Below are 15,431 nucleotides of genomic sequence, written 5' to 3' on the forward strand. Positions count from 1 at the left end.
ACGTTTTCTAGAAAATTCATTTTTTGTGTTTATCATATTTACATGGCTCCATTAGTACTATTAGCTCATTTTTTTCACTTAAGCACATGAAAGAAAATAATAGACCAAAGATGCGTAGTATATTGGATAAGAAAGCATTGATAATCCTACCCATTTAGGATTTAAATATAGAAATAAAACCAAAGATAGCTACTAAACAAAAAAATGAATATATACAAAAGTGTACAAGAGTTTATATTCCATTCCGGTACTAATCTCCTCCTCCAACTCTTTCAAATAAGCCATATTTCTCATCTTCTAAAGATACATAACCTATAAAAAGAGTAGCTCCCTTATTTAATAAACAATTATTACCTATTATATTACCTTCATTAGATACAATAGATAAATCAGGTACTCTACCTTCACCCTTAAAAACTACTGCGTTATATCCCTTTTGCTCTGCATTAGCTGTATCATACACAAAAGTTTGTCCATCCTTTACATAAATAAATTTACCATTTTCAACATTTAAAGTATTATTAGGATTTTCTTTATCTGCCCATATTCCTGTTATACTAGCTGTCACATAACTATATCTAATAGGATTTTCAAAATTAAAAGTATATACATGCTGTTTAATATCTCCATCTTTATCACATAAATAATTAACTGTAGCTATATTGTCCTTAATCCAATTTACTTTATAAGTACCTGATGAAAAAGATCTATATAAATTTTCGGTAGGATATTCATCCATTTGCTTTCCAAATAAATAAAACTTTCTCTTAAGATCTAAAGCTTTAACTACATTATCTGCCCCGTCTTGCTTCTTAATAACTTCCTTTATTATTATTTCATTTTTTAAATTAGATGACTTGAAAATAAGTACCTTATCTTTACTAACATCTAATAAACCTTTAGTATTAAGTATAAAAATTATAAGTATAGCTGAATACACTGTCCACTTTAAATACTTATTTTTACTACATAGCAAAATAGATAAAAATAAAATCGCATAAATTATAATAAAATACATCCAATCATAAATTAAATAATATCCCTTTACCTTTACTAGTTCTATAGCTAATACCATTAGTATCAACATTATAAAAATAGTAATTACTAATGCCCTTATCTTCTTGTAATTCTTTAACATCTATCCCTCACCCTTTTGTATTATTCTTTTAACTCACCAAACACAATCATTTTGTTATTTATATTGTGTTTGCTAATCAATCCTTACCTACAGTACTAGTCATAGTTATTCTCCTATAACAACACCATCAAACTTCCATGTTAGTCCATAATCCTCTGTTATAAATTTTCCCATTTTTCCTTTTCCTAAGTCCCCATTTTTTCCTTGATCAACAAGTATTACACCATTTTTTCCTTCAAACTTTGGAAGTTGTGCTTCTGTAAATTTATCTTCATATTCAGTAGGTAATGGAAGTTTTAATTGAGTCCAATTATTTCCCTCATTAGTTGTATATTTTATATTAGGATATTCGTTATATGATCTATAGCATATGAATCCTATTTTATCTGTTGAAAAGGCTACTCCATTTACCAAGGTATGAGTTATTTCATTTGTATCCCCTATTTTATTCCACGTAGTATTACCATCATTTGTTTCATAAGCATAAGTCATTTCTGATGACATTGCTCTATCCCCTGTAGCAATAACATGTCCATTTTTATCTGATGTAAAATCTAAAAATAATTGTCTACTTCCCTGTGTTTCATTACTAACTACTGATTTACTCCAAGTTACTCCCTTATCCTTTGATACTAAAACACTAATTGGATACTTATTGGTTCCACCATATACAAAACTTATATTTTCAGGTGTAATAATAAAACTTCCGTTTTGAAGTTCATTAGTATTTGGTAATGGTTCTCCTCTATCAAAAAGTGCCTTTACATCAACAGGTACATTAATCCAACTATCGCCTCCATCATATGTTACTTTTATATTATGTCCATCTAAATAATAGTTCTTATTGCTTTTTCCAAAACTTCTTTCCCTTTTCTTAGCTTCTCTTACAATTTTAGATTTATCATTAGATCCTCTTGATTTTTCTTTATCTATCATTTTATAAATATAATCATCTGATATTTTTATTTTTAATATCCAACTTGCTTGAAGTTTTCCATCTTTAATTTCCCCCCAACTTTCATGGGTTTTATTATTTTGAGGAGTAAGATTAAAGTCTACCTTTACAACTAGTTCATCATTATTAAAATCCAGTATTTCTTCTTTTTGAACATTGAGATTTCTTATACTTTCTTTATCCTCATCTGACTTATTGAAAAACGGTTTCATATAAACCTCAATTAATTGTTCACCTATACTTAGCAAGTCTCCATTATTATTTATTGTTGAAATTACTTTTCCAGAATTCTCTTTATCATCAATGTTTTGCTCTCTAAAATATGAGAAAACTGTTACTGAAAGAATTAATATAATACATATACTTAATCCAATTGCCCATTTTTTCTTTTCCATAATTTATCATATTTTCCTTTTCACTTTTATTGTAATTGTATCATATAACATTAAATTAAATACTATATTATTTAGCTATATTTCTAACTTTTTGTATGAACATATAAAAGATTATCATTTTTACTTATGCTGTAGTCTTTTTACTATCAAAACTACTCTTAAGTTAGTAAAACAAAAAAACACGACATTTCTATCGTGGTTTTGATTTAGAAAAATATATTCCCTAATTTTTAAAACTTATATGACATACAGTAACTTTACAATATTATACTAAAATTTTATTTGAAATATTGTTCACCATATCCATAGTGTTCAACAACATAATCAATATCCTTATCACCACGTCCACTTAAGCATACCAAAATAGAACCTTTTTTCATCTCTTTAGCTTTCTTCATTGAATATGCAACAGCATGTGAACTTTCAATTGCTGGAATAATTCCTTCATATCTTGATAATTTAAAGAAAGCGTCCATAGCTTCTTCATCACTTATTCCTGTATACTTTACTCTTCCTAAATCTCTTAGAAAGGCATGTTCAGGACCAACTGATGGATAATCAAGACCACTAGCAATAGAATATACTGGTGCTGGCTGACCATTTTTACTTTTTAGCATTATACTTTCAAATCCATGCATGATACCCTTTTCCCCATATTTCATTGAAGCAGCATGATCTCCTAATTTTTCACCTCTACCTAAAGGTTCAACTCCAACTATGTCAACTGGTTCATCAAGGAATGGTATAAACATTCCAGCTGCATTACTTCCTCCACCTACACAAGCTGTAACTAAATCTGGTAAAAATCCTGTCATTTCCTTAAATTGATCTTTTGCTTCATATCCAACAACAGATTGAAAATCTCTTACCATAAGTGGAAATGGATGTGGTCCTAAAGCTGAACCTATACAATATATTGAATCTTTATAATTTTTAGCGTATGATTCAAAAGCTGAATCTACTGCTTCTTTTAAAGTCTTTAAACCATGAGATACTGGAACGACTTTAGCTCCTAATATTTTCATTCTAGTTACGTTAGGTGCTTGCTTTGCAATATCAACTTCTCCCATGTGAATTTCACATTCTAGCCCAAAGAATGCTGCTGCTGTGGCTAAAGCTACTCCATGTTGTCCAGCTCCTGTTTCTGCAATAAGACGCTTTTTACCCATGAATTTAGCAAGTAATCCCTCACCCATACAATGATTTAATTTATGTGCACCTGTATGATTTAAATCTTCTCTTTTTAAGTAAATTTGGCAGTTACCAAATTTTCTAGATAACCTTTCACAATGATAAACTGGAGTAGGTCTTCCTTGAAACTCTTTACGAATTCTTCTAAGTTCATTAATAAATTGTGAAGAATGACAAATTGTTTGATACGCATCTGCAATTTCTTCAAATGCTGGAATTAATTCCTCAGTTAAATATGCCCCACCATATTGACCAAAACGTCCGTCTTTATCTGGATAATTCTTTAAGTATGTTCGAAAATCCATTATAATCCCCCTTTTACGCTATGACTTATAACTTGCTTATACATAAACATTTACATAATAAAATTATACTATATAATTGGTTTATTTACAATTTTTATCAAATTTTATATTATTAGCTTTTAGAAAGTAGTTCAAATATTTTGCAAATTTAGTTTATCCTTGTAATATATTATTTTATATTGACTTATTTATAATTTTACTCCATAATTATGTATGAATTAACAAGTAGATAACTTAGATAGAGGTGCGAAATTTAATAGTAGTATTATGGAGGTAAGCTCAATGAAGTAATACGAAAGGAACTTTCGCCGAAGTAAATAGTTGATTGCTTTGATGCTATTTACTGGTCTTATGTAAAATATACATATGACTGTCACAAATTATTTTGTGGAGAGCTATTTTCAATGGAAATGTACGATATTTCTCATATTTATTTAAATATGCAGCTTTCGTATTTATGTCATGAGTATGCTCTCATGGCATTTTTTTTATTGTTTAAGGTACATTTTAAAAAATACTAAACCAGTATGCTTGTATATTAGGTCTATTATTTTCTTTCATGTACTTAAATCTTTATATTATCTTAGTTACTTACTTATGGAAATTTAAAACCATAAGGGGGATAAAAATAAAATGAGTGAAGAGAATAACGAATTAAAAAGAAGTTTAACAGCAAGACACTTAAACATGATAGCTATAGGAGGTTCTATTGGTACTGGTATATTCCTTGCAATGGGTGATACCTTACACGAGGCTGGACCTGGAGGTGCATTAGTAGCTTATGGATTAGTTGGAATTATGGTGTACTTTTTAATAACTAGCTTGGGAGAAATGGCAACTTATATGCCAATAGCTGGTTCTTTCAGTTCCTATGCTAATAAATTTATTGATCCAGCACTTGGATTTGCCCTAGGCTGGAATTATTGGTATAACTGGGCTATAACAATAGCAGCAGAAATGGTTGCCGGTTCTTTAATTATGAAGTATTGGTTTCCAAATGTAAATGCATTATTCTGGAGTATATTATTTTTAGCAATAATAGTAGGTTTAAACGTTTTATCATCAAAAGCATATGGTGAATCAGAATTCTGGTTTGCTGGAATTAAAGTAGTTACTGTTCTTATATTTTTAGTAATAGGTATTTTAATGATTTTAGGTATAATGGGTGGAAATAAAATTGGATTTCATAACTATGCCATAGCTGATGGACCATTTCATGGAGGTATTAAGTCTATATTTTCTATATTCTTAATTGCTGGCTTTTCTTTTCAAGGAACGGAGCTTATAGGAGTTGCTGCTGGCGAAAGTGAAAATCCTGAAAAAACTATACCAAAGGCTATACATTCAATCTTTTGGAGAATATTAATATTTTATTTAGGAACAATAATTGTCTTAGGTGCTATAATACCCTTTACTAGTGCAGGCCTTGAAAAAAGTCCATTTACAATGGTATTTGAAAGGGCTGGTATAGCAGGAGCTGCTTCCTTAATGAATGCAGTTATATTAACTTCTGTATTATCTGCTGGTAACTCCGGTATGTATGCATCAAGTAGAATGCTTTTTGCAATGGCTAAAGAAGGTATGGCTCCTAAGATCTTCTCTAAAACTAATAAAAGAGGAGTACCTATAAATGCTTTACTTTTAACTACATTAGTTGCTTCTGCTTGTTTTTTAACTGGTATATTTGCTGAAAGTACAGTTTATGTTTGGCTAGTTGCTGCATCTGGTCTTGCTGGATTTATAGCTTGGGTAGGTATAGCAATATGTCACTATAGATTTAGAAAAGCATTTATTCATCAAGGTAAAGATTTAAAAGATTTAAAATACAAAGCTATATTATATCCATTTGGACCTATACTAGCTTTAATAATGTGTGTAATTATAATGCTAGGACAAGGCTACTCATGTATAAAACCTGATGGAATTGATTGGCAAGGTTTAATTGCATCTTACATAGGAATTCCATTATTCTTTGGATTATATATATTTTATAAAATTAAACATAAAACTAAAGTTATTTCTTTAGATGATGTAGATTTAAGTTTCTCTGAAAACATTAATAATAATAATTTAGAGGAAGTTAAATTCGAAAAATTGGAATCAGCGGAATTGAATTAATAAAAAAGAGTAGAATTAATATTTTAGGCACATGAAAAAAATAATAGACAGAAATTCTAGTCTATTATTTTTTCATGTGCCTTAGTGTTGCATTAATTAAATGAAACGATATTGAGTTCTAAAACATAGCATAAAAATAATATCTCAGTAGCCAACACAACTGCCTAAAAATTAATTTTATTTCTTCTCATCCCTACATTTAAGACTAATCCTAAATAAATAAAATTAGTAATGATAGAGCTTCCTCCGTAGCTCATAAATGGTAATGTTATTCCTGCTATAGGCATAATTCCAATTGTCATGCCTATATTTTGTAAAATAGAGAATAAAAATGAAGCAACTGTACCTACACAAATTAAACGACCTGTAATACTTTCTGATGATTTAGCCAATTTAATTATTCTATATAAGAGTATCCCATATAATGCTAATAATGCTATAGCTCCAATGAATCCCCATTCTTCCGCAACCACAGAAAATATAAAGTCAGTATGAGCTTCAGGAACAAATCCACTTACTGATTGATTTCCATTAAGAAATCCAGTTCCAAATATACCACCAGAACCAATTCCAATTATAGACTGCGTCAACTGAAATCCAATATCCTGTTGATAAGTTCCAGGATCTAAGAAGGCGATAATTCTATTCTTTTGATAAACTTTTAGAAGCCCACTAAACCATATTAAAAGGCTAAAAGGAATCATGACAATTGCTCCTCCAAAGATAATCTTTAGATCTAAGCCTGATATATACAACATACCAAGAGCAATAAAAAAACATATTAATGCCATCCCTAAATTAGGTTGCTTTATAAGTAGAGCCATTGGAATTAAAGCATATAAACATAGAATAAAGAAATTCTTAGGATTATTCACATCTCCTTCCATATCATCTATTTTTTTTGCAAGAATAATAATTAATCCAATTTTTGCAAATTCGCCTGGTTGAAAACTGAAACCTCCAATCTTTATCCATGAATTAGCTCCTTTTACAGCTTTAGTTGCGAAATCAGTATATAATACCAATACAGCTCCAACCCAATAAATCAAATATGAATGATTCATGATTCTTTTATAGTCAATAAATATAATGATAAATACTAAAATCAACCCTATTAGTAGCCATATTATTTGTGACATACAATAATAAAATCCATAATTTGCATATGTAGCACTGTAAATATTAGCACTTCCAAAAAGGACAATAATGACTGCAGTGATAAGTGTTATATAGTCCAATTGTTTAAACAATTTTTTAGTTATTAAATTATTTATCATCTAATCCTCCTTAAAAAACATCATGCACAAATTATGCTACATTTTATTTAACAAATCAATTACTTTATAATTACTTTTATGTTATTAATAAATAAATTGGTAAATTAATATAATTTTATTAACAATTAAGCACATTAAAAAAATACAAAAAGTTACTACTCACTTTATACCTTTAAAATTCTTTCTTCACTGAATAAATCTCTTCAAACAAACTTATTGTACTTCCTATATTATCATCTATATAAAGTTTTACTGATTTTAATTTTAATTCAAATGAATTTTCTCTTTGTTTCCTTGGCATAAAAATCACCCCGTTAAGTAACTAATACTACAGCCTTTTTAACTGTGTCTACTTAACGGGGCTCACTTCACAATACAGAAATCATCTCTTATGTGCTTAACACTCTTTTTCAATTGTCCTTGACATAGGTATCAGATTAAAATGTTATCTATATTTCTTTTTGTTATAGCTTTACCTAATAATTATGATACATCTAGTTCTTTAATATTATAAGATTTTTTTAGCAAACTCCATATTATCAAGTTTATTTTTCTTTATGTAATACAAGACATCAACTAAATATGTTTTATGATGTTCTATAGTCTTAGAAAAAACTTGAATAAATCTAGCAATACTATCTGGAGAATAAGTATCCTTATTAAATAAAAATATACCTATTAAATAGAATCTAATGAATGAATATCTTGTTAAAAGCATAATATATCCGTCAAATACTGATTCTGTTTCTGAAAAAGGAAATAGATTTTTATACATAAAATTAACTAAGTAATTTTCAAAAATATAGCTATTATTATTTATAAACTTTTTAAAATAAAGATCAAATCCGTTTTTATAAACTTCTGAATACTTATTCATATCTTTTATTTCATTAAAATTAAATCCTGCGATAAGCTCTTTAGTATATTCTTGAAAAGAAATACTATCAACCTCTTTAAAGACATTTAAATCATCTATCATTTTCTTAAAAAAAGATACTTCAAAAGTGTAATTTAATTTATCTTTTTTATAAGAACTATTAATTGAATTGATTTTATATTCATTAATAAATTTACTTACTCCATTATAATTATAATCAAGTTCTCCTTCTAATTCCTTCAAAAAGTCACCTAATATAAAAATTCTTTCACTTAAATCAAATTTTCGATTTTTTATTATTTTAATGCTAAAATCTCTAATTTCTTTTAAATACTTTATAGGTGAATTCTTAAATTCTTTAGATTTAGTATCAAGATTACTTGATAGAATATGTTTACCTAAAGTTTCTTCACTTTCTTTGAATTCAATTCCATCTTTTTTTAATAGAAGAATTCTTGCAGCTTCTGGGCAAGCTACATCAAGTGACATTTCATAATATCCATCAATTTTATTAGTAATTCTAGGGAAAGATGTACAAACATTTGAAAGATATTCTTCTCCTACCTTAGAATAGATTATACAATAATTATTTTCATCTAAAAAAGGACATCTTTTCCCATTCTTTAACTTAACTTTCCCATAATCTACTTCATCACTATAATAGTTATTATTATTATGAACATTTTTTTGAAACATTTTCTTCATATCTTTGTCTTGAACTTTATAATACTGTTTGAATGTGCTTTTATCAATGTCTACATCCCAACCAACGCAACATGTATCTTCACATTCTCCCCCTATACACTTAAATTCTTTAAGATACAGTGGGTATCTCATTTTTATCTTTTTTGCCATTGTTTCATTCCTTATCTAATTTATTTTTTTGAATGTGCCTAAAATTGATTCTCTTTCAAGTTAATTTTAACATGACTTCTAGTTACTTTTAAGTAATCTATAAGCTTCTTTAACTCATAAAATATATATATACTAATAATTCCAACAATACAATAAATTTATAATTTTTTATATTTAGTTTTCCCAAATAAACTTTATAAACTATTAGTTAAACTCATTTTATTCTTGCAACTCAATTCTAATAAATATATCTTTATTATAACATATTTGGTAAATAACTCATCATTCAATTTTAAAAGAGTATTTTACTTCATTAAAATTTACAATATTGAGATTAAAATATATTTAATTACAAAAAAATAAGTACTAATTAAATGCTTATAAATCAAATAGATCATTTATATCTTTATGTCCCATTAATCACTCAACTATTTTTATTAAAAGCTGTTGTTTTGAATTTTCATTTTTGTACTAATTAGTATTATTTAAAATGATATGATATACTATATATAGGGATTTTTGTTTAATATTACTATATAAAAAAGGGGGTATTATTATGAATTCTTATCATTTTTTATTTGATTTAGCATTAATATTATTAACTACAAAAGTTTTAGGATTAGCAAACAAGCGTTTCCAGCTTCCACAAGTTGTTGGTGCTTTAATGGCCGGAGTATTATTTGGACCTACTGTTTTTAACCTTTTAAATGAAACAGAGTTTATAACTCAACTCTCTCAAATTGGAGTAATTGTTTTAATGTTTTGTGCTGGTCTTGAAACTAATGTAGATGAATTAAAGAAATCTAGCAAATCATCTTTTATCATTGCTTTAATAGGTGTTCTTTTACCTCTTATAGGTGGGTTTATAATATGCTGTTTCTTTAATAATGACCCTTCTATTTCAGATGCATCTGCAAGTGTAATTCTACAAAATATATTTATTGGAGTTATATTGACAGCTACTTCTGTTAGTATAACTGTTGAGAGTTTAAAAGAAATGGGCAAGCTTAATACAAATGTTGGAAGTGCAATTTTAGGTGCAGCAATTATAGATGATATCTTAGGTATAATTGCTCTTACTATAGTTACCAGTTTTGCTGATTCAAATATCAATATTTGGGTAGTATTATTTAAAATTTTTGCATTCTTTATTTTTGCAGCCATTTGTTGTGTCATATTTTACAAATTCTTTTCAAATGTTCAATTAAGACATGATAAGGGTATGCGTAGATTTGTAATACTTTCTTTTGTATATTGCTTAATACTTTCTTATTGTGCAGAAGTATTTTTTGGAGTAGCTGATATAACGGGTGCATTTATAGCTGGGCTTATAATTTCAAAAACTAAATATTCCAAATATATAGCATCACGTTTTGAAACACTTTCATATATGCTACTTTCTCCAGTTTTCTTTGCTAGTATCGGAATAAAATTTAAATTACCAGCAATGACTTTATCAATGGTTATATTTTCTATAGTACTTGTGCTAGTTGCTATCTTAACTAAAATTATAGGTTGTGGATTTGCTGCAAAATTATGTAAGTTCTCTTCTCTAGAATCTCTTCAAATAGGAACTGGAATGGTATCTAGAGGAGAAGTTGCTTTGATAGTTGCAAATAAAGGTGCAGCCTTAGGTCTTATGTCTTCTATATTTTTTGGCCCTGTTATAATTATGATAATCGCAACAACTGTGGTTACGCCACTACTATTAAAAATAGTATTTTCAGATCGTAATAATAAAAATATTAAACTCAGCACCTAAATTCAGGTGGAGTATAAGAACTCCACCTGAAAATTTTCACTTTATTAAAATTGGAGTTCCTACTACTATTTCATAAAATGTTGGAATTGCTCGTACATTTTCTACTTTTGTTTCTGATCAATTTTCTTCTATATAAATTTCATCTATTTAATAAGAATGTTTAATGAATTTATCCTGTTAAATCTTAAAAAATTTCACTGAATTAACCATATCATCTGTCATTTCTGATAAATTTTGTGAAGAACTTGAAAGTTCTTCTGTAGAAGCATTCATTTCTTCTACAGATGCCATAATCTCTTCTGCTGAAGCTGAAACTTCCTCCGATATTGCTGCAGCACCTTCTGTTTTTTCAAATATACTATCTTTCTTAGCCTCTATACTTTTTGCATACTCTGAAGTACTAGTTATTTTGGGATTCATTTTTTTTATATACTCAGATATTTCTTTAAAAGAATTTATTGCAACATCAATTTGTTTCTTTTGGTTTTCTATTTCAACTTTCATAAGGTCTGTAGTATTTACTACATTTTTAGTATCTTCAGTTACTCCACATATTATTTTTGCTATATTTTCTGCTGAATCTTTACTTTGTTCTGCTAGTTTTCTTATTTCATCTGCAACTACTGAAAATCCTTTTCCTGCTTCACCTGCTCTTGCAGCTTCTATCGCAGCATTTAATGCTAATAAATTTGTTTGTTGCGCTATATTATTTATCAATTCTGTTATTGCATTTACACTATTAATCTTGTTTTCTACATTGTTTATTTTATTTATCACATCATTAAAAGCGTTTGTAACATTTTTTACTGATATAACAACATTTTGCATATCTTTATTGCTACTTAATGCCATATCATCAATTTCATTGGACATTAAATCAATAGAAGATATATCTAATAATAAATTGTCAAGCTCAGCACTAAACTCGTTTAGCATTGTAACTATGTCATTTAGATTTTGTGACTGCTCTATAGTTCCAGAAGAGACACATTGTATAGATGATGAAATATTAGAAGAAGATGCTGTTAGTTCTTCTGACATAGCTGCTAAGTTACTTGATTGATTATTTATAATACTAGAGCCATTTTTTATTGAATTAATAATCTTACCAATATTTCCTTGTGTATTTTTTAACGCACGTGCCATATTCCCTATCTCATTTTTATAATTCATAAATTTATCATCTATATCTATATTCAAATCTCCATTTGAAATTAAATTAAGGTGGGCTTCCATGCTTTTTATTAACTTAGAAATTTTATCCGAAACCAAACAAATAATAAGGATTACAATTACTATTGATAAAATTGATATTCCAATTATAGTTTTATTTAATATTGGCATACTGCTCAAAACATCATCTTTATTAACATATACACCAATAGACCATCCATTTACATTTACAGGAGAATAAGTCATATATTTTCTAGTACCTTCATAAGTATATTCTCCTATACCATCTTCTCCATCGATCATTTTTTTTTCTATTTCTACAAGCTCTTTTAACTGTGGATTATTATTTAATTCCTTAATATTGTTTGATTTCTTATATACTAAGTTCATATCAGTATTGGCTATAACATCTGCATTACTATTAATCATGTATGCTTTTCCAGTTTTTAAAATTTGTATTTTATTTATATCATTAATTATTTCATCTGCATTTGAATACACAGTCATAACACCTATAATATCATTTTCATTTTTTATAGGTATAGAATACGCTATAACCATTGTTTTGTTATCTTTATTATTTAAAAAAGGGTCTGACACAACTATTTTCCCTTCTAAACTGTCTTTAAAATATTTTTCATTACCTATTTTAACTACTTTATTATCTAAAGTTATCATATCACCATTTTTATCTGAAATTCCAATATCTATAAGATTATATTTCTTTTTATAAACATTCATAATTTTTATCTTTTCATTTATATTCGTACTATCATCTTTAAATCTACTATCATCTGCAATTTCTTCAACTAAATTAACATTTCCTTTAATAATGTTCTGTACATTTTGAGCCGCAACACTGCTTGTACTGTTAAGTATATTTACAGACGTTTCTTCAATAAGTTTTTCAGATATTTTATAGGATGTAAAAGATACAGCTGACAAAGCTATTATTATTACTATCCCAAATTTAATTATAAGTTCAAATTTAATTTTTTTTAATTTCATTTATTTAACTCCTCGTCCTTTTTAATATTTATTTTTTTAAATTTAATTAATATAGATTATAAGTTCATTAAATTTTAATGTTGAGCCTTTATTTTATTTAATTAAAATGGAAAAAAATTATATATATTTTAACAAACTTTTTTCATTATATCACTTCAATACATATTTTTACTAAAATATTTAATATTTTGAATTTTTAAATATTTATACTTATATACTGCTTCCTCATTAATAACTGAAATGATCACATTGAAGATAGCTTCAATGCAGTCTTTATATACTATAATTTCATCTAAAAGTTTAGAATCTGCTCAAATAATACAATTATTTGTATTGCATTATGTAACTATATAAAGTTTTAGGTAGTTATAATTAATAGAGTTAGAAAAAGGCAGTAAATTTATTTTTAATAAATTTACTGCCTAGAAATTAATGAACTATTTTACTTAAATAAGTGCCTTTAATTTTTTTATTCTTTGTTCAAAATATTTTTAATATTTTACAATGCCTTATATCTTTTTAACAAATTCAGATTTTAAACTCATAGCTCCAAAACCATCAATTTTACAATCAATGTCATGATCTCCATCAACCAAACGTATGTTTTTTACTTTTGTACCTTTTTTTATAGATGATGAACTTCCCTTTACCTTAAGATCTTTGATTACTGTTACAGAATCACCATCACTTAATATATTTCCATTTGAATCTTTTACAACCTTTTCATCATCATTATTTTCATTTTCTGATTTTAGAGTCCACTCATGAGCACATTCTGGGCAAATAAAAAGACTTCCATCTTCGTAAGTATATTCTGAATTACATTTTGGGCAATTTGGTAAATTAACCATAAATTCATTTCCTCCATTCGTTAGTGTTAATTCTAATACATAAGTATTATTTTAAATTTCCTTTTTAAGATTCGTAAGAATAATAATTACTAACCTAAAATTCACAAAAAAATATATAAGGAGTTCCTTATAGGCTTATATAATATCATAGTCTTCTCATATTGACAAACCTTCCTCCATATACAAAACTTATATTTTCAGGTGTAATAATAAATCTTCCTTTAACCTAATTTGCTTTGTTATTCTTCTTTTAATTTGTTTTATAACCATATTATGCTAACATAAGTAATATAAGTATAATTTTAATACAAAGGGGTAAAGTAAAATGATAAAAAAATTAATAACTAGTTTACTTATTGCTGCAACTGTAATATCCATAAATCCAATATGTGCAAACGCAGCATGGAAAGAAGATAATAATGGATGGTGGTATTCAGAATCAAGTAGTTACTCTACTGGTTGGAAACAAATTGATGGTTATTGGTACTATTTTGATTCAAATGGATATATGAAAACAGGATGGCTACAAGATAATGGAAAATGGTATTATTTAATTCCAAGTGGAGTCATGAAAACTGGTTGGCTTAAAGATGGATTAACATGGTATTATCTATATGACAATGGAAGTATGGTTACTGGAAAGGTAACAGTAGAAGGAAAAACATATGAATTGGATAGCAAAGGGAAATTACTAGAAAATCCTCAGAATAAATCTGAAGAAAATATTGCTGTTAGTACAAAGCCTTCTGAAGAAAAATTAAAAGCTACTCCTAATTATAGCTGGTTTGAAGAAAATGGTAATAAATATTTTAAATTAAATGATGATTGTATTACAGGTGTATGGAATATAGACGGAGATACATATATATTTGATAATAATGATGCATTGCAAAAGGGAGAATATACTGCAGAAAATGGAGTAAAATATCTTTTTGATAATGATGGAAAGTATGTGAAATGTCTTAATAAAGATAATACTAGATTGTATACAGGTTTTGGAATAACTACTAAATCAAGTACAAATAATCCAAAGGTAAGATTAGATGATGACTATATGATGAATATATCTGATGTTTTTTCAAGTGATCCTGAAAAAAATGGAATAAAAATACAAGACAAAATAGGTAGTCATTTAGATGTAACACAACCTAAAGCAACAATTAAAGGTAAAACATTAAATTGTAGAACTAATCAAACAGTTAGTTTAAGTGTTGTTGAAGCCTGCAGTACAGATAGTAATCATTTATTATTGCCTAACTTATTAGTAACATCTAAATCAACAAACCAAGATGTAGCCTTTTTAGGAATTGATTTTAATTGGGCAGATGGTTATTTAAGCATGATATGTCCAAATGTTATTGCAAGAAAACCTGGAAAGACAACTATTACAATAAATGTTAATGGCTCTACTACTTCATTTGATGTAGTTGTAACTGAATAAAAATTGACCTAAAATATAATTTGCTCGCAAAGCATATATCAAAAATATTCTTCATAAAATACTTTCCTGATTAACAACTTTAATA

11 protein-coding genes and 1 riboswitch are annotated in these 15,431 nt (G+C 27.3%); of the genes, 3 read left to right on the forward strand and 8 right to left on the reverse strand.

Annotated features, from left to right (window positions below; translation table 11 throughout):
- Positions 1-250: 250 nt before the first annotated feature.
- The 3 genes from BM027_RS04000 to trpB all read right to left on the reverse strand — a co-directional run bounded on the left by BM027_RS04000 (position 251) and on the right by trpB (position 3,984).
- The gene (locus tag BM027_RS04000) at positions 251-1,138 is read right to left on the reverse strand and encodes a hypothetical protein (protein WP_090088977.1); all 888 of its coding nucleotides are present in this window, start codon (positions 1,136-1,138) and stop codon (positions 251-253) included.
- A gap of 105 nt (positions 1,139-1,243) precedes the next feature.
- Positions 1,244-2,488, reverse strand: a complete 1,245-nt coding sequence (locus BM027_RS04005) for a WD40/YVTN/BNR-like repeat-containing protein (RefSeq protein WP_090088979.1) — start codon at positions 2,486-2,488, stop codon at positions 1,244-1,246.
- Between the two features lie 278 nt (positions 2,489-2,766).
- Complete coding sequence (gene trpB, locus BM027_RS04010; protein WP_090088981.1) at positions 2,767-3,984, reverse strand: tryptophan synthase subunit beta; 1,218 nt, start codon at positions 3,982-3,984, stop codon at positions 2,767-2,769.
- A gap of 231 nt (positions 3,985-4,215) precedes the next feature.
- A riboswitch (Lysine riboswitch) is annotated at positions 4,216-4,390 on the forward strand.
- A gap of 227 nt (positions 4,391-4,617) precedes the next feature.
- Here trpB and BM027_RS04015 point away from each other — a divergent pair.
- Positions 4,618-6,102: an amino acid permease gene (locus BM027_RS04015; RefSeq protein WP_090088982.1), complete on the forward strand. Its 1,485-nt coding sequence runs from the start codon at positions 4,618-4,620 to the stop codon at positions 6,100-6,102.
- 164 nt (positions 6,103-6,266) lie between these two features.
- Here BM027_RS04015 and rodA read toward each other — a convergent pair whose 3' ends face one another.
- The 3 genes from rodA to fliB all read right to left on the reverse strand — a co-directional run bounded on the left by rodA (position 6,267) and on the right by fliB (position 9,111).
- Positions 6,267-7,379, reverse strand: coding sequence for a rod shape-determining protein RodA (rodA, locus tag BM027_RS04020; RefSeq protein WP_090088984.1), 1,113 nt, complete (start codon positions 7,377-7,379; stop codon positions 6,267-6,269).
- A gap of 172 nt (positions 7,380-7,551) precedes the next feature.
- Positions 7,552-7,680 carry a hypothetical protein gene (locus tag BM027_RS18670; RefSeq protein ID WP_278320193.1) on the reverse strand — a complete coding sequence of 43 codons (129 nt, stop codon included), beginning with the start codon at positions 7,678-7,680 and terminating at the stop codon, positions 7,552-7,554.
- Between the two features lie 207 nt (positions 7,681-7,887).
- On the reverse strand, positions 7,888-9,111 hold the full coding sequence (fliB, locus tag BM027_RS04025; RefSeq protein WP_090088987.1) for a flagellin lysine-N-methylase: 1,224 nt from the start codon (positions 9,109-9,111) through the stop codon (positions 7,888-7,890).
- Positions 9,112-9,667: 556 nt separating this feature from the next.
- On the opposite strand from fliB, the gene BM027_RS04030 reads away from it, so the two are divergent.
- Positions 9,668-10,873: a cation:proton antiporter gene (locus tag BM027_RS04030; RefSeq protein ID WP_090088989.1), complete on the forward strand. Its 1,206-nt coding sequence runs from the start codon at positions 9,668-9,670 to the stop codon at positions 10,871-10,873.
- Positions 10,874-11,050: 177 nt separating this feature from the next.
- On the opposite strand, the gene BM027_RS04035 is transcribed toward BM027_RS04030, so the two are convergent.
- A complete protein-coding gene (locus BM027_RS04035; protein ID WP_090088991.1) occupies positions 11,051-13,054 on the reverse strand; it encodes a methyl-accepting chemotaxis protein in 2,004 nt (667 codons plus the stop codon).
- Positions 13,055-13,563: 509 nt separating this feature from the next.
- Positions 13,564-13,905: a zinc ribbon domain-containing protein YjdM gene (locus tag BM027_RS04040; protein ID WP_090088992.1), complete on the reverse strand. Its 342-nt coding sequence runs from the start codon at positions 13,903-13,905 to the stop codon at positions 13,564-13,566.
- A gap of 325 nt (positions 13,906-14,230) precedes the next feature.
- Here BM027_RS04040 and BM027_RS04045 point away from each other — a divergent pair, with 325 nt between their 5' ends.
- Positions 14,231-15,346 (forward strand): N-acetylmuramoyl-L-alanine amidase family protein, encoded by a 1,116-nt coding sequence (locus tag BM027_RS04045; protein WP_090088994.1) that lies wholly within the window; start codon positions 14,231-14,233, stop codon positions 15,344-15,346.
- The last annotated feature ends 85 nt before the right edge of the window (positions 15,347-15,431 follow it).

Origin of the sequence: Clostridium uliginosum (assembly GCF_900112485.1) — a bacterium.
In the GTDB taxonomy this organism is placed as follows: Bacteria; Bacillota; Clostridia; order Clostridiales; family Clostridiaceae; genus Clostridium; species Clostridium uliginosum.

Excerpts from the sequence above, each read along its gene's own strand:
- BM027_RS04005 (WP_090088979.1), bottom strand. The coding sequence starts at position 2,488 with ATGGAAAAGAAAAAATGGGCAATTGGATTAAGTATATGTATTATATTA.
- BM027_RS04015 (WP_090088982.1), top strand. The coding sequence starts at position 4,618 with ATGAGTGAAGAGAATAACGAATTAAAAAGAAGTTTAACAGCAAGACAC.
- BM027_RS18670 (WP_278320193.1), bottom strand. The coding sequence starts at position 7,680 with ATGCCAAGGAAACAAAGAGAAAATTCATTTGAATTAAAATTAAAATCA.
- BM027_RS04040 (WP_090088992.1), bottom strand. The coding sequence starts at position 13,905 with ATGGTTAATTTACCAAATTGCCCAAAATGTAATTCAGAATATACTTAC.
- BM027_RS04045 (WP_090088994.1), top strand. The coding sequence starts at position 14,231 with ATGATAAAAAAATTAATAACTAGTTTACTTATTGCTGCAACTGTAATA.
- trpB (WP_090088981.1), bottom strand. The coding sequence starts at position 3,984 with ATGGATTTTCGAACATACTTAAAGAATTATCCAGATAAAGACGGACGT.
- BM027_RS04000 (WP_090088977.1), bottom strand. The coding sequence starts at position 1,138 with ATGTTAAAGAATTACAAGAAGATAAGGGCATTAGTAATTACTATTTTT.
- BM027_RS04035 (WP_090088991.1), bottom strand. The coding sequence starts at position 13,054 with ATGAAATTAAAAAAAATTAAATTTGAACTTATAATTAAATTTGGGATA.
- BM027_RS04030 (WP_090088989.1), top strand. The coding sequence starts at position 9,668 with ATGAATTCTTATCATTTTTTATTTGATTTAGCATTAATATTATTAACT.
- rodA (WP_090088984.1), bottom strand. The coding sequence starts at position 7,379 with ATGATAAATAATTTAATAACTAAAAAATTGTTTAAACAATTGGACTAT.
- fliB (WP_090088987.1), bottom strand. The coding sequence starts at position 9,111 with ATGGCAAAAAAGATAAAAATGAGATACCCACTGTATCTTAAAGAATTT.